The following is an 18699-nucleotide window of genomic DNA, read 5'->3' as shown; positions in this document are numbered from 1 at the left end:
ATTATATATAGGTCTGGTACTTTGTATATCAACTTCGGCTTTAAACACATCGGTCGACATCTCGGTAAGGTTAATAAAAAAAGTACAATTAATTCGCTCAACCAATTGGTATTGGTCATTGGTCCATTTACGGTTATTTAAAAACTCGGTGATGGCTTTGTTCATATCATTAAATATTGTTTTATCGGGAACATTGCCAAGTTTTTCAGGATTTATCGTAATTTTAGCATTAAGTTCTTGAGCTGTGGCCGCTCTATAAAACAATAACGATAGAAGCAAGGAAAATAGTTGCATCCGAGTTTTCATATTCGTATTTTATGTATTTGATTTAAAATATCCAAAGCTATATCGTTCTTATTTTTAAGTGCCGTTTTTACTTTGTCTCCATTTTTGCAAATCATGGTAACCTGATTTGTATTGTATTTAAAGCCGGCTCCTTTATTATTCAAAGAGTTCAATACTATCATATCTAAGTTTTTGTTCTTCAATTTCGATATTGCATTTTTTTCTTCATGGTCTGTCTCCAGTGCGAAGCCTATCAGCGTTTGCCCTTTCCTCTTAGTTTGCCCCAAATTATATAAAATATCCGTTGTTTTCACAAGTTCAAGTTTTGCAGCATCTGCTCCTTTTTTAATTTTCTTGAGAGCAACTACATTGGGTTTATAATCGGCAACTGCTGCTGCCATAATGCAAATATCAGAAGTTTTAAAAAATTTGGAAACATTCTTATACATTTGTTCTGCATCTATCGTATCGATAGCTTCTATATCAAGACCTCCAAATACAGAATCTGGTTGCATGCCAATAGGGCCATGAACAAAAATAACCTTTGCACCATGCAAAGCAAACTCTTTTGCTATGGCTATTCCCATTTTTCCTGTGGAATGGTTGCTAATAAAGCGAACAGGGTCAATTGCTTCTTGGGTAGGACCCGCAGTAACTAATATAGTCTTTCCTGCAAATTTCTTTTCTGTGGTAAGAACCATTTGTATGCAGTTTACCAAAGTTTGTTCTTCTGGCAAACGACCTTGACCAATTAAGCCACTGGCCAATTCGCCGTTTTCAGGGTTTACAATATGGTGCCCGTACGACCTCAATTTCTCAATATTATTTTGCGTAGCAGGATATATATACATATCATGATCCATAGCCGGGGCTATTATAATAGGGCAGCGGGCTGACATTACAGTAGCTACCAATAAATTATCGGACTGTCCGTTTGCTAATTTTGCCAATGTATTGGCAGTGGCAGGGGCAATCAATATAACATCTGCCCACAAAGCGAGCTCCACATGATTCACCCATTCACCATTTAAATTTTTAATAAAATCAGCATAAACGGGGTTTCCTGAGAGTGTTGACAGGGTAGGAGCTGTAACAAAATTTAAGGCATCGGGGGTGCAAATAACCTTTACTTCCGCATCAAGTTTTTTCAACTCCCTAATAAGCATAGGTATCTTATAGGCTGCAATGCTGCCAGTAATACCGAGCAATATCTTTTTTTTACCTAAGTTCATTTAATAAAAAAAGAGGCCCAAGTTTTTGAGCCCCTTTAATATGATAATTATTTTACTCCTGAATATCCCTAAGTGGATTGCGGTGGTAAACTTTTTTATCTAAAAATTCTTCGATAGCAACCAAGGTTGGTTTGGGTTGTCTCTCGTAGGTCATGGACATTTCAATCTGTTCACGGTTTTCAAAAACTTCTTCCAAGGTATCACTATCGTGGTGAAAAGAAGCAATTTTTGTGTGAATTTCTTCTTTGGTTTGTGCAGCGATTTGGTTGGCGCGCTTAGCAATAATTACGATGCTTTCATACAAATTTCCTGTATGTTCTTCCATGCTGCGTAAATCGCGTGGAATTGTTGTGGTTGTTACGTTCTTGTTTGGGTTTGGCATAATTAAATATATATTAACTTAGTTTTATTATTTCTTTCTGTGTTTTATTATAATAACCTGCAAGTTCATCAAGGTATTTGCTTTGCGGATAGATTTCTTTAAAAAGTATGTATGCTTCTGTCATACTTTGATAACGTTCTAATTTTATCTTTTTAATTTTCCCTTCTTCCTCTACAAGTTCAGCACTGTTAAGAGCTAAGAGGTAATGCGACTTCACTACCATATATTCCATTTCTTCCCTTTGTTCGATATCGGGCCATGCTTTTATAGCATTCCTAAGGGCCACAATGGCAGCTTTATAATCTTCTATTTTATAATATAGCTTGGCATTGTTATACGATTTGGTTGCCATAATACCACGCAATTTGTCGATGCACTTGTTCGCTTCTTCAACACGCTTACTTTCTGGATAAATATTAATGAAGGATTGAAACTCGTCGATGGCCTTGTAATTGTTCGTGGGGTCAAGTTCCGATCCCTGCGAAGATATATAATGACTGTATGCATACATATAGTAGCACTCTTCCGCATTCTTCGAGCTTGGATAATTCTCGTGATACGATTTGAATAGGTACGAGGCCAAATCGTAATTGCCCATATTGTAATTGCAATAGGCTATGTAATATTGTATCTCTTCTTGTTCCTTTTGCCCGGTAATAAATGCCGACACTTGGTCGAACAAAACCATGGCTTTTTCAAACTCTTTTGCTTTATAGTATTTGTGAGCATACTCCAGCTTTTTTTGCATGTCTGGGTCTTTGCTAATGCGGCTATATTCTGTTTTGCACGATGCAGCCAGCATTAAAAAACATAAAACTAACAAATTAATATTTAGGGACAGCCGTTTCAAAATGAACGGCAAAGATAGTCCAAATAAGGGAAAATTTGTCATAGCGGAGTCCTTTTTTTTGTTTGCAAACACTTGGTTTCTATTTGTTTGATATTTAGGTCTATCTTTGCACCGTTTCCATGATGAATGTAAAAATTAAAAATATAATACTGCTTTTATTTGCTTTGTCATTAGCTGTTTTAAGCAATGCACAAAGCAAAAAGTACAAAAAGACTTACAAAAAACGCAAAGTTGCCCATAAGGTTACACCTCGTACACTGCCCGATACGAATATCGTTGCCAAAAACACTTACAGTATTAAAGATTCAAATACTGCTGACAGCCTTTTTAGTTTTGCAAAAAGCCATTTAGGAATTCGTTATTGCTATGGTGGAGTTGATGCACGGGGATTTGATTGCTCAGGTTTTGTGCTGTATTGTTTTAAACATTTCGGCTACAAGTTGCCACACGAAGCTGGCCAACAAATGAAAGTGAGCAATCCGCAAACCGAGCAAACTGCTAAAAAAGGTGATATTATTTTCTTTGGATATTATAATAAGAAAACGCGAAGTTATTATATAAGTCATAGCGGAATTGTAGCTTCGACAGATGGCGGAAAAATTTGGTTTATTCATTCGGCAAGCCATGCCGGAATTAGATTAGATTGTTTGGACCAAGGTTGGTACCGACAAAGATTTGCAGGCATTGGTAGGGTGATAGAGCCTAAGGTTATTGCCACGCCAAAAACGGAAACTGAAGTACCATTCCCAACAAATTAATAGTGCGTACATGTGAAGTTCAGACGATTGAGTTCAAATTGCAACTTAACATAATATAAATTATGAACAGTTCCGCATATTTAATCTGAAATCTAAAATGTTGAAAAAAGTGCTTGTATTATTTAAATATATTGCTCATATTTGAAGTGAAATCTATGCGTAAAATAATTATAGCCATTGATGGTTTTTCAAGTTGCGGCAAAAGCACCATGGCCAAAGACTTGGCTAAGAAACTTGATTACAGATATGTTGATTCTGGTGCTATGTACCGAGCTGTTACTTTTTACTTTATGAGCAAACATTTGGATTATACCCAACATTCAATTGTTTTATCAGAGCTTCCCAATATTCACATAGAATTCCACTTGAACACTGAAACCAAAAACAGCGATACTTATTTGAATGGTGAAAATGTGGAAGAGAAAATCAGAGGTATGAATGTGTCGATGCATGTTAGTAATGTGAGCACCATCAAAGAAGTTCGCCATGCCATGGTAGCATTGCAAAAACAAATGAGTAGGTCGAAAGCAATTGTGATGGATGGCCGTGATATAGGTACTGCGGTATTTCCAAATGCAGAACTTAAAATATTTGTGACAGCAAATCCAGAAACACGAGCACAGCGTCGCTACAAGGAATTGCAAGTAAAAGGCGAAGACGTAACCATGGAAGAAGTAAAACAAAATCTGGCCGAACGTGACCATATTGATTCTACACGCAAAGAAAGTCCACTGCAACAAGCCGAGGACGCCATAGTATTAGACAATTCCCATTTGTCCAAAGAGCAGCAGATGGAATTTGTATACAATTTGGTAATGGAAAAAAAATTGATGGAAGATATACAATTACATCAATTGCATTTTTCGCAGGGAGAACGTGATTTGGTGTGAAAATAAATTCTATTAACCCAACAAAATTTATAATTCAAAATAACACTATCCGTATCTTCGCAGCCTTTTATTAATTATATGCTGCATTTAGCCAACAGACTCAACCGTTTTAACGAATCACAAACCATAGGCATGGCCAAATTAGGCCGCGAGCTTGCTGCCAAAGGCCATGATGTGATCAATCTCAGTTTTGGTGAGCCTGATTTTGAAACCCCTCAACATATAAAAGACGCTGCAAAAACTGCTATAGACGAAGGCTATACTTTTTATACACCCGTGGCAGGCTATCTAGAACTTAGGCAAGCTATTTCAGACAAATTTGACCGTGAGAATAACCTGAAATATGCTACCGATCAAATAGTAGTGAGCGTGGGTGCCAAGCACAGTATTATGAATGTGGTGCTTTGCACAGTGAATCCTGGCGATGAAGTAATTATTCCCAATCCCTATTGGGTAAGTTACGGTGCTATGGTGAGGTTGGCGGAAGGAACCCCTATTCATATTCATACTACAGTTGACAATGATTTTAAAATTACGCCCGAACAATTAGAAGCAGCAATCACACCGCGTACAAGTCTTTTTATGTTCTCGTCGCCCTGCAATCCTACAGGAAGTTTATATAGCAAAAATGAGTTAGCTGCATTGGCCGAAGTATTTGCACGGTATCCCGATATTTATATTATATCGGATGAAATATATGAGCATATCAATTTTGTGGGCAAGCACGAAAGTATCGCTCAATTTGAGTCTATTGCTGAACGGGTAATTACGGTAAACGGGGTTTCCAAGGGATTTGCCATGACAGGTTGGCGTATAGGTTATATCGGAGCTAGTAAAATTGTGGCCCAAAGTTGCGAAAAAATGCAAGGGCAATTTACCAGCGGAGCCTGTTCTATCGCCCAACGTGCAGCAATTGCCGCTCTCAATAGCAATTTACAACCTACCTGGGATATGCGAGATGCTTTTCTTCGTAGACGTAATTTGGTATTGGAAATGATGAAGGAAATTCCTGGCGTGAAAACAAATATACCCGGAGGTGCCTTTTATGTGTTCCCTGATGTTAGTGCATTTTTCGGTAAAACAGATGGTAGCAATCTTATAAGCAATAGCGAAGATCTTTGCATGTATTTGCTTAATACCGAATATGTGAGTTTAGTTTCAGGCGATGCTTTTGGCGATGCGAATTGTTTAAGATTTAGTTATGCCGCCGCCGATGAGAAACTTATTGAAGCGGTAAACCGTATCAAAACAGCATTATCGAAATTGCACTAAACATCAGGAATGGAAATCCAAAAAATATTTAAAGACTTCAACAATCTAAAAGCCCTGATTGTGGGCGATGTAATGATTGACGCCTATTACTTGGGCAAGGTCGATAGAATCTCTCCCGAGGCACCTGTGCCAGTGGTGGCACTTACAAAAAAAGAAAATCGAATGGGGGGAGCAGCTAATGTAGCACTCAATATAAAATCGTTGGGGGCCTCTCCCCTGCTCTGCTCTGTTATAGGTAATGATGCCGATGCTCAGATTTTTAAACATTTACTAAATGAAAATGGTCTCGATGACAGTGGCATAGTTTCATCTACCGAGCGTCAAACAACCGTTAAGACTAGAGTTATTGGAAATAACCACCAAATGCTGCGGATAGACCAGGAAATAACTGACCTGTTGAACCCCGAAGAAGAAGACCAATTACTTGAAAAGGTAGCCAATTTATTACCTCAGGCCGATGTCCTTATTTTTTCTGACTACGACAAAGGGGTTCTTACCCCAAAAGTAATCGAGCAAATTATAGCTCTTTGCAAACAGCAGAATATACCCACGGTTGCCGATCCCAAAAAAAGAAACTTCCTTGCTTACAATGGAGTATCACTGTTCAAACCTAACTTGAAAGAACTGGCAGATGGGCTTAAAACTATGCCCATTAAACCTGAGAGTGACACTATTTCGAATGCTATTATACAATTACAACAGCAAATGCCGCATCAGATTTCTATGATTACGCTTAGCGAGCATGGTGTATATTATAGTGTGAATGATCAAAAGTCTATTATTCCAGCACATCTGCGAACCATTGCCGATGTTTCGGGTGCCGGAGATACTGTAATAAGTGTTGCTTCACTATGTTTAGCTTTGAACCTGCCTGCTGAGCGTATAGTTCAGTTATCGAATCTTGCAGGAGGCTTGGTTTGCGAATACTTGGGTGTAGTACCCATTAAAAAAGAACAATTGTTGGAAGAAGCAATTCAACATCATTTATAAATATTATAAAATTTTCTTTACCACTGCGAATACGAACCCAATAAAAAAATTAACTCTTATGAGTAAAAAAATCATCATCCTAGCTCTCTTTATTTCTGGTTCAATAAACCTACATGCCCAGGACCAAATTACCGTACAGGCTTCTAAACGTGCCATTGGCCGATTTTATTCTGGTATATTCAAATCAATTGCAGGTAAGACTTATAATGCGATTAGTCAGAATAAAATTACTATGTATAAAGACGATAAATTGCAAAAAACATATACGCCTGACGAATTAAAAAAAGTGGGGCAGTACAACATAAAAGTAACAAAGGACGTATACTTCGAAAAAGAAAAAAAATACAAAACCTGCGATACTACCGAGATGGTCACCTTTGAATCGGCTTGGCTATGGGGATTTAAAAAAGTGAACCCTACTTTATATGCTTGGTATTTCAAGCGACCTAAGGATGGCGAAGATAAAATGCAGCTTTGGGGATATATTAATGGAGGTCAGTTCAATGCTTTACTAAGTGAGTTTGAGTGGAAAATGATAGACGATTTTACCACCGGCAACAAAGAGGTAGTAACTATTAATACCATGTTTACTAACCGCTGGCAAAAGTATAAAGCATTCGGGCCTGAACTCTACAATGCAGCTATATCAGATCGTGTAGCCGTTTGGGAAAATTATGAATTTGCAAATAAGATGTTAGGGAATGATGTCAAATTGCGTTTTCAAATGAATAGGACTATTCGCATCAAGCAAGATCCGAATATACCTGACCTCGATTACGACTCCGTGTATCAAATTCCCTTTTTAACAGATTCATTAATGGGTTTTGGATTTATTATTAAAATAGTGAACGACCCCAATACTGGAAACGTTGGAACGGCGTTATTCGCAATGAGTTCGCTATTTGACCCTACTGGAATGGGTGGTGAAGTGGCCTTTGTAGACGAAATGTTTTGGATTAAAAAAGAAGATTTGGAAAAAATATTGAAGCCTAACGATTGGAAATTTATTAATGAAATAATATACTTGGCTTTTTCTGAACGGCTTAATTGTGAGTGTTTCTTTTAATGGCCGAAATAGGTGAAGATATTGAACTTGCAGCCGAGATACTAAGAAATGGCGGTGTGGTAGCTATTCCCACCGAAACTGTTTATGGACTAGCAGCCAATGGGTTAAATCCAAATGCAGTTGCTAAAATATATGAAATAAAACAGCGGCCAAGCTTCAATCCTTTAATTCTGCATCTATCAAATATTGATCAAATGCAAAAATTCGCCAAGGATATACCTGCTATGGCAGAAATTTTGGCACATAAATTTTGGCCTGGCCCACTTACCTTGGTTTTAAAAAAACAATCAATTGTCCCCGATCTCACCACGGCTGGCCACCCCTCGGTGGCTTTGCGTATGCCACTTCATCCCATTACACTAAACTTACTTAAGTTGCTGGATTTTCCATTGGCAGCCCCCAGTGCCAATCCATTTGGGTACATAAGCCCCACCACTGCACAGCATGTTCAGGAGAATTTAGGAGATAAAATTAGTTATATATTAGACGGGGGGGCATGTAAGGTTGGGCTCGAATCCACAATTGTTTCATTGTTGAATCCCGAAGCTCAAATACTCAGATTTGGAGCTATTACGCAAGAGCAAATTTTGGAAATTACTGGTAAAATTAAGGTTCCGACAATTGCGTCATTTGCCGACATCGTTGCACCTGGAATGCTTAAGAGTCATTATGCACCCAAAACACCATTGATTTTTGGTGAAATAACCGAAGAATCTGGTGTAAGAAATTCCGCAAGTAATGTTTTGCTTAATTACCAAAAATATAAAATATTTGCACCTGAGGCAACGCAATTTATCCTTACCCAATCGGGAGATATGGAAGAGGCTGCAAAGAACCTTTTTGAGATGCTCAGAAAAATAGACAGTATGGGAGTGGATAAAATATTTGCAGAACCTGTTCCTCCCTTTGGCATAGGATTAGCAATCAACGACAGACTAAATAGGGCTTCCATAAATGTTGACAACGAAAATAAATTTGGAAATTAAACCAACCATCACCTAGTTTTGTAAAATTAACCAAATAGTACATGAAACAAATTCTACTTATTATTATTATTGCGTTTAACTTTCAGTATGCTATTGCATCTGTTAAACCTATACCGTATCCGGTAGATGTAACACAGCCTACCGATGTCTTTGGGGAACCTAATTTTAAAATGAATTATTACCCCAACCCTGTTGGCAAGAATATCAATATTGAGATTAACTTCGACAAAGTTGGTACCTCTCAAGTTGAGATTCATTTTAGAAACCTCATTGGCAAAGAAATGATTAGTGCCTTTATTACTGAAACAAATAATATCAATCCCAAATTTGAAATAGATCTTTCTGATTTACCTTCAGGAATTTACCTCATGGAAATCGTTACCTTCAACAATGGTAATGCTGCTAAAATAACAAAACGTATAACCAAAATCTAATTTACCCATCATAAAAAAAAGCCCAGTAGGATAATTCCTATCGGGCTTTTTTGTGCAATCTATTTTTGTAAGAGCTCGCCCTAGTTTATTTTAACCCAATCCATCTGCATTCATAATTTTTCGCTAATTCTATATCTGTTTTAGCATTAAAAAATCCATACACTGCCGAACCACTCCCTGTCATCGAGGCATACAAAGCCCCACATTCATAAAGTTTATTTTTAAAATTAGCTATTTCGGGGAATTTATTAAAAGCATATAGTTCAAAATCATTTGAGATACTGTCTTTCCACGCTCCAATAGGGGCATCTATCAGTTCGACTAAAGAGCTTTGAGATAACTCAGATGGTTTCATATTTTGATAAGCCTGTACTGTAGAAATATGATACGGAGGGCAAACAACATATATATACTTGCTAGGCCATTCAAAGTTTATCAAAGATAACTTATCACCTATGCCTTGCACATAGGCTGGTTTGCTATGGATAAAGAAACTACAATCGGCACCAAGTTGCGAAGCATAATTTAATAATTGTGTTTCGCTTAAGTTAATACCACAAAGTTCATTTAAAGTTTTTAAGGCATAAGAACCATCGGCCGAGCCACCACCCATTCCTGCCCCCATAGGTATTTGTTTGAGTAAATTAACTACGATAGCAGGCAAACTAAAATCCCTATTCAGGGCATTATAGGCTTTTGATATCAAGTTGTCCTTCTGCCCACCACGAATTTCAAGCCCATAGTTTTTCCAAGTTATTTTATCGAGATTGTTTGTGTTTGATTTTACTATTTCCAGTACATCGCACCAAGGTATAGGCAAGAATATGCTTTCTATATCATGATACCCATCTGGCCGCTTACGAAGCACCCTCAAACCTAAATTTATTTTTGCATTGGGGAAACAAAGCATCTTTAATAGGATATTGCTCCCTGAGGGCTGTTAATTTTTCCATATATCCAGATGCCTTTACTCTTTCTATTATTATGATATATTACGCAAAAATCAGTTAGCGGATTCTTTTCTTTAAAACCTTTTGGATAATTTTTAATAGCTTCCTTTACCATCTCTGAATTGCCCAATAATCCAAAGCAAATCGGCACTGCGTATGATTTCTTTACATAATTTGCTCGTGTATCTTTATAATAATTTCGTACTTGTTCTGTTTCGTTTTTAAACCCAAAATCTAACATCAAATTCTCTTTGCACTCTTCTTTTGGATTAACTTCAAACAATACATCAATTGGGCTTTTGGGATATAATAACCGAACCATAAAGTCAGCACGTGTTTTAGCTTCTTTGTTATCGAGGGTGGTAAACTCTTGTAGGCAAGTTAATTCATCGCCAAAATATTTGACCATAGCACCATTCATTAAACCTATGTATGAACTCTCAACCAATGAAAAGGCTTGTTCTTCTAGCTTCTTGGGCTCCATGAATAAATTGCTCGCCATCAAATCAAATTCTTTTTGGAACGATTTAAATGTATTCGAAATAAAATAATGAAGGGGCTCGTTCTGTTTTAAATTGTCACTGTAATAAGGATAGGGATACATCTCTACAATCATACTGCAAATGTAGTTTAACCACAGGCAATCGGCAAAGTAATCAGATTATATATTTCCAGTATACAGGTCACCTCTCCCCTTTTTGTTTGCCCCATGTTGATTATAATATAGATAAGCCTGCAATATATTCTCGAATTTTGCGTTTAATAATATTATATTGAAACGACTCAAAAAAATACTGTGGATTATCCTAATTGTTATTCTTTTCTTACCCCTAGTAGGTTATGGATTGGCTTGGTATTTCGCCAAAGACTTAAAAGAATATGCCATAGAGCAGATTAATAATAGAATTGATGCTAAATTAGAAGTAGGCACAATTGATATTTCTATGTTCAAGCAATTCCCACAGATTGGTTTGCATCTGCAGCAGGTTCGTATTATAAATAAACCGGGATTACCTGTTGGTAATTTATTGAGCGTTAATGATGCTTATATCAATTTTAATTTGTGGGATGTAATTACCAAAAATTACCAAATATCCAATATAGTTTTAGATAGCGGAAGCATTGATGGTATTGTAGATGCCCAGGGGAATTACAATTATGATATTGTGAAAGCCGATAGCAGTGCACAGGATAGTAAGTTTTGGCTAAAGCTAAACTATATAGAGCTTAAAAACATTTACTACAGGCATACACAAAACCAATTGGTTACAGCATTTCATATCAATAATTTAAAGGCGTCAGGCACTATCAAAAACAATAATATTATTTTTGAGCAACGAAGTGAAATAGACCAATTGGAGATAATTAACAATACGACGATTATTTGCAAGAATAGACCACTTAACAGCTATTTGAATTGCAGTGTGAGTTTGGACAAAGAATTATTTACAATACAAAAAAGTACTTTGGTATCAGGCGAATTAAAAACAGAGCTTAAAGGGACGCTATTTTATGGCACCGAATCCACCATTGATATGGCAGTTAAAGGGCAAGAAATGAAAATCACTTCTTTGGCCTCCTTGCTGGGGCTTTCCATCAATTCAGCGAATTATAAAAGCGACGGTGATATATATATAGATTGTAAACTTAGTGGAAGAACCGATAAGAACAACTCACCCCAACTTAAGTTAAACTTTGGCATAAAGAACGGTACATTATATAAAGCTGAACACAAGTTAAAAAATATCAACTTAAAAGGTGAGTATATGATAGAAAAAAATAAGGATGCGGAAAGCGGGATACTTATGATCCCTGCCCTTAGTGCGACGATGAACCAAAGTAGAATCAATGGGAACTTATATTTGAAAGGAATTACCAATCCCAGTATCGTTGCAAAACTCAATGCCCAAATAGATGCTGCGGATTTGCAGTTTTTGCTTACTGAAAAAAGTAAAATTTCTGGTAAATTGGATGCCAATATCAGTATTGTGTATCATGCTGCCAATAACAAAAAAGAGAAAGCCGAAAATATAAAAGCCGAAGGACAAATCACTTTTAAAGACCTGTGCTATAATATGCCTGGCCACGACTTTAGAGCATTAAAGGGCGTACTTACCTTCAATAAAAACAATATAGAACTAAATAAGTTTACAGGGTATTATAATGAAAGCGATTTCGATGCAAAAGGCAAATTGGGGAATTGGTATGGTTATATATTCAACAATGGGATATTGGATTTGAATACGGTACTTTCATCGCAGCATTTTATATATAAAAGTGCCCTCACCAGTGACTCGTTATCCAGTGCATTTGCCTTGCCGCCGAGAGTTTCAGCTAAAATAAAATTCGATTGCGAACAGTTCGATTTCAACAAACTGGTATTTAAAAATGCTACCGCATCTGCCCAAATGGGTGAGGAATATATAGCGGTAAAAAATCTTAAAGCGAATGCTTTCGGAGGTAATATAGCTTTCGAGTCTTTGGATTTTAGAAAAATAGAAACAGGTTTTTTATTAGATACCAAAGGCAATATATATAATATATCGATGAGTGAGTTTTTTAAAGACTTCAACAACTTCGATCAAACGGTTTTATCTCACAAACAAATTGGCGGAAAAGCCACCATCAAAGGATTACAGGCCTTTATATATTATGATGATAAACTAAATGTACTTACCACAAAAATGAAAACCGAAGGCCATTTACTGATAGAAAATGGTGAATTGAACAACTTTGAGCCCGTACTTAAAATGGCTAAGTTTATCGACGTGGCCGAGCTACGTAATTTAAAGTTTAGTAAACTGGAGAATGACCTATTTATATATAATGGTGTAATACATATACCGCAAATGAATATACAAAGCAATGCGATTAACCTTAGCGTAAGTGGCGAGCACGATTTTAATAATAACCTCGATTATTATATAAAAATAAAACTGAACGAAGTGCTATTCAAGAAACGAGCAAAAACAAGTAGCGACGAGTTTGGAGAGCTCATAGACGAAGGCCGCCGCGGCATCTATCTTTTTTTACACATGACAGGTATTGCCCCCGATGTGAAGTTCAGTTATGATAAAAAAGGATTCAAAAAAGAAGCGACCAAAAACATCAAAGAAGAAAAAGCAAAGGTGAAAGAACTGTTTAAAAAGGAGTTTAAAGAAGTGAACGATGATAAGCTAAACCCCAAGAAAGACAAACCTAAGGAACCTGCGAAAGAAGATGTGATTGATTGGGATGGTTAATATTGGATAATGCGTGCAATAGCGGGTTAATGATTGTCGTCGTACCTAACCCTTTTCGTTTCTTAATTATGGAGATTGGTATCGCCTCTCGCTGAAGGAGTGAGATAAGAGAAAGAGGTGTATGTTCGTAATTCTTAATTTGTCAATCGCAATTATTTATTAAGTTTGCAGCTTAGTAACTATCTTGAAATCTTCCTTATACATATTCATTATATTATATTCAGTAGCCAAACTGCATGCTGCCCCTTGCCCCTATCCTACTGATACTGCCAAAAGTTTCACCTTTGCTGTATCGCCCGTGCAGCTTGCCGTACAACCTTTAATGGAGACTAGCCTGAGTGATGCAGTGCAAATCCGCTTGGGCAAAGAATTATATGCCATGCACCACGATAGTGTCGAGCATAAAGTATTGCCTGTGTATATGAACGGTTTCATGCAAACAGTGCAGTATGCTTATGCCCAGCATCGCCCGCTTGTACTTTCGCCCGACCATGTGTGGTTGCTTATATGCCAAGGGGTTTCTATCCATATCAATGAACATTTTAAAACACTAGATAAGCAGGTATTTAAAACCGAGAGGCCGAAGATTATCACCGTGAGATATGATAGTCTTATAACTGGCGAAGCCCTCTATTGGGATAGTGTAGTAACCGCTCTAGCCGATAGTGTGCAACAATATATAAAACCCGAAATATATGAATTAATGATGCCCGCCTTTAGTACTACTGGGCCAAACGAGCGAATAGCCTATACCACCACCTTGCTAGAGGCAACGCAAAAAGCATTTGCCTATGCTGCTGTTAGTGGTTGTGGTATTCCCAATATAACCTTAACGGGTAGCGTACAAGATTGGGAAAAGATATATAAAAATGTAGATATCTTTAACAGGTACGGCCTCCGGCATTGGACTGCTAATTTGAAGCCTATATTAAAACAGTTTCTGCAGGCTAGGCAGGGAAAAGTAGATATTAGATTTTGGAACAATTTATATAAAGAATCATCGTACTATGGTGTGTTTAATATATCAGGCTGGGTGCTGAAATTTTTCCCCTATACCAAGGATTATTATATAGATACGGCAAAAAAAGAAGACGAAGCCAACGAAACCTTTCGTTATGTGCCTAACATTTATATGGATGGCGAAGACTACCGCATGAGCAAGTTCAATACCCGAAGTTTCCCAGGTGGCTATGCAAAGGTTAATATAGAATGGATGAATTATTTTCAGTTCGAACAGAAAACCATGGAAATATATGCGGGCTTTATGGCTATTGAACAAAACAAGCAAACTATGGCGTTGAGTCCTTATATAGCTTGGGCTGTTTGCAGAAAGGACGCACCGCCTGCCACAGATGATTTATATAGAATTGGCAATGAAAACGAAATGCCCCATGAGCCCGAGTTATGGGTTTCCGACCTTGTTACGCAAGCCCCTTTCCCACCCATTTATGCCCCCCATATAAATACTGATAGTGCACAGGGAATGACCGCACTGGCAAGGTATCTAAAAAAACAAATAGCTGACGCATTGGGTAAGAAAGTAGCACAAGTTAAACAATTGAATTTACAATTTATTGTTACTTGGGAAGGAAGTGTAACCAATGTGCAAACTAGCAATAAAGCCCTAGATGCAAATGATTTGGATCGAATACAACTTCTTTTGCAAAACCTACCAAAGCCGTGGCAGGCTGCACAAATATATAATAAAGAAGATGCCGATAAGTTATATAAAGTAAACTATAAGGTTAATATGGTAGTGAAGTTTTGATTAATTAAGTTGTTAGCGAAATATCGCGTATGCGTCACCCTGTCCCCAATCTTATTTGGGATGCTCAGGGACTCTTGTATATTACGGTATTCAGAAAGCAGATACCGAAATATTCACCGTGGCGAACCGCAAGACGCTTCGCGGGGCTAACCTCATTCGGCTACAAAGTGATACAACAATTGATAAACGTGTCAACACAAATCCCTACATTTGTCAAAACAATCCACAACAATATTTGTTAATTTTTTTTGAGAATTTATGTTTCATAAAAAGCAAAATAAAAATACGGAACCTCCCAAAGACCTAGGTTTTGGGACCCAAGTGCAAAGCGGGCAAGGGCGATTAATCAATAACGATGGCTCGTTCAATGTGCAACGCAAAGGCTTGAATCTTTTGGAACGTCTCAGCTTTTACCACCAACTTATAGCCATGCCGTGGTGGAAGTTTAATATGCTAGTATTCTTAGTGTACTTTGTGGCGAATCTTTTATTTGCAAGTATTTATTGTATTATAGGTTTGGAACATTTGGGTGGCATTAGTCCTGATGCAGCAATTTGGGATAAGTTTTGGGAAGCCTTCTTCTTCTCAGCACAAACACTTACAACAGTAGGTTATGGAAGGGTGAACCCAGTAGGTGTTATAGCATCAACTGTATCGGCTATCGAATCGTTGTCGGGCTTATTGGGATTTGCATTAGCTACCGGACTTATATATGGTCGTTTTGCAAGGCCCGTGGCTAATATACTTTTTTCCAAAACAAGTATTATAGCTCCGTACAGAGATATAAACGCATGGATGTTCCGCATGACCAATGCCCGAGACAACCAATTGATAGAAGTAGAAGTGCAAGTAAATATTACTTATATAAAAACCATACACGGCAAGCCTGTTCGTCAATACACAGCTTTAGATTTGGAACGAAATAAAGTAACTATGTTCCCAACCACTTGGACCATCGTTCACCCTTTAACCGATAAAAGTCCATTATATAATGTCAGTTTGGATGAATTAAAAGATATGCAAGTAGAGTTTATGGTGATGGTTAAAGCCTTCGACGAGGCTTTCTCCACCAATGTGCATTCTCGCTATTCTTATATCACTGATGAAGTAGCCTATGGTGAAAAGTTTGTGAACATACACGAAACTTCCCACGACGGCAAAACCTTAATCCGCCTCGATAGACTAGACCTGCGTGAGCCCGCACAATTACACCGAAACTCAATATATAATAGTCCAAAAGAAAGGGACTAATCCCCCCGCATCCCTATAATTATCGGGATTAAGCTGGGCTTTCGGGATGTAGTTCGGCATTACCATTCTAAAAACTAAATCCGCCACAGGTGGAGAACTATTTTATACCGAAACTCAATATATAATAGTCCAAAAAAAGGGGGACTAAACATATTGTAGTTCGGCATTACCATTCTAAAAACTAAAATATTTATCACCAAATGAATTTTATTTAGCTAAATTTGCAAAACAAAAGTTGCATTTGTAACTTGAATACAACTAACTATAATACAGCATTTTTTGCAATCAGTTCATTGATTTTACTGCAAGGCTTTTTAGCCTATTTGCTCGATATCCGTGCAGAAGGTTTTGCTAACTCTAAATTAAAAGGAGAATCATCGCTTATATTCAACTGAAAAATGAAAATAATTACACGCTATACTATCATTTTTATTCAAAATAGGCAATTATTCCTGTTGGACGAGTTGTTGAGCAGACCCTAATTATATTATATTTTGGAAGGATTTGCCCACGGTTTGGCGTTGTCGCCAATCGAAAAACATTTATGCTTTGCCATTTTGTCTACCAAACAAAATCCTCCAATCTACTGTTATTATTAAACACCTTAATTTATGTGGCCAAAAAGTCGTATAATCGTTTTTAAGGTTTAAATTTGCAAATGACGCCACAACAATTCACCTAATATATGAATCTACAAGATATTAAAAACCGTTTCGAGATAGTGGGCAATGCACCCATATTAAATATAGCCCTCGAAACTGCTATAAAAGTAGCCCCCACCGAAATGACCGTATTAATCAATGGTGAGAGTGGCGTAGGTAAAGAAAACTTTAGCAAAATAATTCATACTTTAAGCAACCGTAAACATGGCCCTTTCATAGCGGTAAACTGCGGAGCAATTCCAGAAGGAACCATAGATAGCGAATTGTTCGGTCACGAAAAAGGTGCTTATACTGGAGCACACGAATTACGCAAAGGATACTTTGAAACCGTGAACGGAGGAACCATATTTTTGGACGAGATAGGTGAATTGCCATTAGAAACCCAGGCCCGTTTATTAAGGGTTCTTGAGTCGGGCGAGTTTATAAAAGTTGGCAGCAGCAAATCGCAGAAAACTGATGTGAGAGTAGTAGCAGCAACAAACCGGGACCTTTTAGAACTTACGCAACAAGGCAAATTTAGAGAAGACCTTTATTATAGACTAAATACGGTGCCCATTAAAGTGCCACCCTTGCGAGAGCGTGGAGAGGATGTGGTATTGTTGTTCCGCAAATTTGCCCAAGGTTTTGCTGAAAAATATAAAACCCAAGCCGCCACTGTGCAGCCCGATGCAGCTCAATTATTAATTAACTATCGTTGGCCGGGCAATATCAGGCAGCTCAAAAACATCACTGAACAATTATCGGTTTTAGAAAATGAAAAGAGCATCAACGCCGAACTATTATATAGTTACCTACCGAAAGAAAACCCGCAGACCCCTGCCCTATTTAATGGCAATAACAATGAGCACGGGCTTAGCGAACGTGATATATTTTACAAAGTATTATATGATTTGAGACGCGATATGAACGACTTAAAACAAGTGGTTTATGGCATGATTCAAAACCCAAGTGAAGCTGCTTCTATGGTACAAAGTGATAAAGTGCAAAGCCTCATGAAAATTCCCCGCGAAGAAGATACTATGCAGATGATGCAACCTTATGTTGCACCTCAGCAAGTATATAGTAAACAACAACCCGTTATTATATCTCAACCTGATACACAAGTGGTTGACGTGGGCGAAAGCCCTGCCAATGAAGTATTATCATTAGAGAAAAGAGAATTAGAATTCATCAAGAAAGCTCTCGAAAAATATAAAAACAAACGACGAGCAGCTGCCCGCGAATTGGGTATCTCCGAAAGGACTTTATATAGAAAAATTAAGCAGTATGATTTAGATAAGTAATATATTGCAAGTGGCTGTGTGTCCCCAACAACTGCAACAGAGATTTTTTTATTGTTTAATCGGTTTAGCAACGGTTGTGACGCCTTTCACATTCTTTGCTTTTATTATATAAATGCCAGCAGGTAGTTCTGAAATATTCATGTTTTCAGTTTTCTTCGAAATTAATAGTAGCTGACCAATAGTTTTATAGAATTCAATGAACTTAAGTCTCCCAAACTTTTGTCAATTGTAATACTAGTAACATTAAAGGCAGGATTGGGAAAAACAGTGATAGCAGTTTTCTCAGTACTTAATTCATTTTGGTAAATAAAAACACTTTTGCTTCCTTTTTGTGTAAAAAGGAAGCCCCGATAGTTATCGGAGTTCGCGGCGAGCGATACTACAATAAAATAAAGTGT

19 protein-coding genes are annotated in these 18699 nt (G+C 37.4%); 12 read left to right on the top strand and 7 right to left on the bottom strand.

All coding sequences use genetic code 11. The features are described 5' to 3' along the window. The 4 genes from SGJ10_03690 to bamD form a co-directional block, all read right to left on the bottom strand. Window positions 1–294 (bottom strand): DUF4835 family protein (locus SGJ10_03690; GenBank protein MDZ4757228.1); only part of this gene is annotated, 294 nt, incomplete at its 3' end. Window positions 295–302: 8 nt separating this feature from the next. Then, complete coding sequence (coaBC, locus tag SGJ10_03685) at window positions 303–1517, bottom strand: bifunctional phosphopantothenoylcysteine decarboxylase/phosphopantothenate--cysteine ligase CoaBC (GenBank protein MDZ4757227.1); 1215 nt, start codon at window positions 1515–1517, stop codon at window positions 303–305. 52 nt (window positions 1518–1569) lie between these two features. Further along, a complete protein-coding gene (locus SGJ10_03680; GenBank protein MDZ4757226.1) occupies window positions 1570–1899 on the bottom strand; it encodes a DNA-directed RNA polymerase subunit omega in 330 nt (109 codons plus the stop codon). Window positions 1900–1912: 13 nt separating this feature from the next. Beyond that, window positions 1913–2791, bottom strand: a complete 879-nt coding sequence (bamD, locus tag SGJ10_03675) for an outer membrane protein assembly factor BamD (GenBank protein MDZ4757225.1) — start codon at window positions 2789–2791, stop codon at window positions 1913–1915. Between the two features lie 77 nt (window positions 2792–2868). Between bamD and SGJ10_03670 the strand changes: the two genes are divergently transcribed. The 7 genes from SGJ10_03670 to SGJ10_03640 all read left to right on the top strand — a co-directional run bounded on the left by SGJ10_03670 (window position 2869) and on the right by SGJ10_03640 (window position 9145). Then, entirely contained in the window at window positions 2869–3507 is a 639-nt protein-coding gene (locus SGJ10_03670; protein ID MDZ4757224.1) for a C40 family peptidase, read from the top strand. A 155-nt stretch (window positions 3508–3662) separates the two neighbouring features. Continuing rightward, window positions 3663–4397: a (d)CMP kinase gene (gene cmk / locus SGJ10_03665; protein ID MDZ4757223.1), complete on the top strand. Its 735-nt coding sequence runs from the start codon at window positions 3663–3665 to the stop codon at window positions 4395–4397. A gap of 78 nt (window positions 4398–4475) precedes the next feature. Next, window positions 4476–5669, top strand: a complete 1194-nt coding sequence (locus SGJ10_03660) for a pyridoxal phosphate-dependent aminotransferase (protein MDZ4757222.1) — start codon at window positions 4476–4478, stop codon at window positions 5667–5669. 9 nt (window positions 5670–5678) lie between these two features. Beyond that, entirely contained in the window at window positions 5679–6659 is a 981-nt protein-coding gene (locus tag SGJ10_03655) for a bifunctional ADP-heptose synthase (GenBank protein MDZ4757221.1), read from the top strand. Window positions 6660–6717: 58 nt separating this feature from the next. Next, window positions 6718–7725 (top strand): hypothetical protein, encoded by a 1008-nt coding sequence (locus SGJ10_03650; GenBank protein ID MDZ4757220.1) that lies wholly within the window; start codon window positions 6718–6720, stop codon window positions 7723–7725. Then, entirely contained in the window at window positions 7725–8711 is a 987-nt protein-coding gene (locus SGJ10_03645) for an L-threonylcarbamoyladenylate synthase (GenBank protein ID MDZ4757219.1), read from the top strand. The genes SGJ10_03650 and SGJ10_03645 overlap by 1 nt, the downstream gene beginning before the upstream one ends. A gap of 41 nt (window positions 8712–8752) precedes the next feature. Next, window positions 8753–9145: a T9SS type A sorting domain-containing protein gene (locus tag SGJ10_03640; GenBank protein MDZ4757218.1), complete on the top strand. Its 393-nt coding sequence runs from the start codon at window positions 8753–8755 to the stop codon at window positions 9143–9145. Between the two features lie 85 nt (window positions 9146–9230). On the opposite strand, the gene ispE is transcribed toward SGJ10_03640, so the two are convergent. Together ispE and SGJ10_03630 are read right to left on the bottom strand one after the other, a co-directional pair. Next, the gene (gene ispE, locus SGJ10_03635) at window positions 9231–10055 is read right to left on the bottom strand and encodes a 4-(cytidine 5'-diphospho)-2-C-methyl-D-erythritol kinase (protein ID MDZ4757217.1); all 825 of its coding nucleotides are present in this window, start codon (window positions 10053–10055) and stop codon (window positions 9231–9233) included. 2 nt (window positions 10056–10057) lie between these two features. After that, window positions 10058–10711, bottom strand: coding sequence for a hypothetical protein (locus SGJ10_03630; protein ID MDZ4757216.1), 654 nt, complete (start codon window positions 10709–10711; stop codon window positions 10058–10060). Between the two features lie 157 nt (window positions 10712–10868). Here SGJ10_03630 and SGJ10_03625 point away from each other — a divergent pair, with 157 nt between their 5' ends. The 5 genes from SGJ10_03625 to SGJ10_03605 all read left to right on the top strand — a co-directional run bounded on the left by SGJ10_03625 (window position 10869) and on the right by SGJ10_03605 (window position 18301). After that, a complete protein-coding gene (locus tag SGJ10_03625; GenBank protein ID MDZ4757215.1) occupies window positions 10869–13337 on the top strand; it encodes an AsmA-like C-terminal region-containing protein in 2469 nt (822 codons plus the stop codon). A 184-nt stretch (window positions 13338–13521) separates the two neighbouring features. Next, complete coding sequence (locus tag SGJ10_03620) at window positions 13522–15105, top strand: DUF4419 domain-containing protein (GenBank protein ID MDZ4757214.1); 1584 nt, start codon at window positions 13522–13524, stop codon at window positions 15103–15105. 258 nt (window positions 15106–15363) lie between these two features. Then, window positions 15364–16356, top strand: a complete 993-nt coding sequence (locus SGJ10_03615) for an ion channel (protein ID MDZ4757213.1) — start codon at window positions 15364–15366, stop codon at window positions 16354–16356. Between the two features lie 248 nt (window positions 16357–16604). Next, on the top strand, window positions 16605–16751 hold the full coding sequence (locus tag SGJ10_03610; protein MDZ4757212.1) for a hypothetical protein: 147 nt from the start codon (window positions 16605–16607) through the stop codon (window positions 16749–16751). A 290-nt stretch (window positions 16752–17041) separates the two neighbouring features. Next, window positions 17042–18301, top strand: a complete 1260-nt coding sequence (locus SGJ10_03605) for a sigma 54-interacting transcriptional regulator (protein MDZ4757211.1) — start codon at window positions 17042–17044, stop codon at window positions 18299–18301. Between the two features lie 161 nt (window positions 18302–18462). On the opposite strand, the gene SGJ10_03600 is transcribed toward SGJ10_03605, so the two are convergent. Then, window positions 18463–18699: hypothetical protein (locus SGJ10_03600; GenBank protein MDZ4757210.1), on the bottom strand; the 237-nt coding region annotated here is incomplete at its 5' end.

Source organism: Bacteroidota bacterium, assembly GCA_034439655.1.
Lineage (GTDB): Bacteria > Bacteroidota > Bacteroidia > UKL13-3 > UKL13-3 > CANJUD01.
This window is presented reverse-complemented; position numbering and strand designations above follow the sequence as displayed.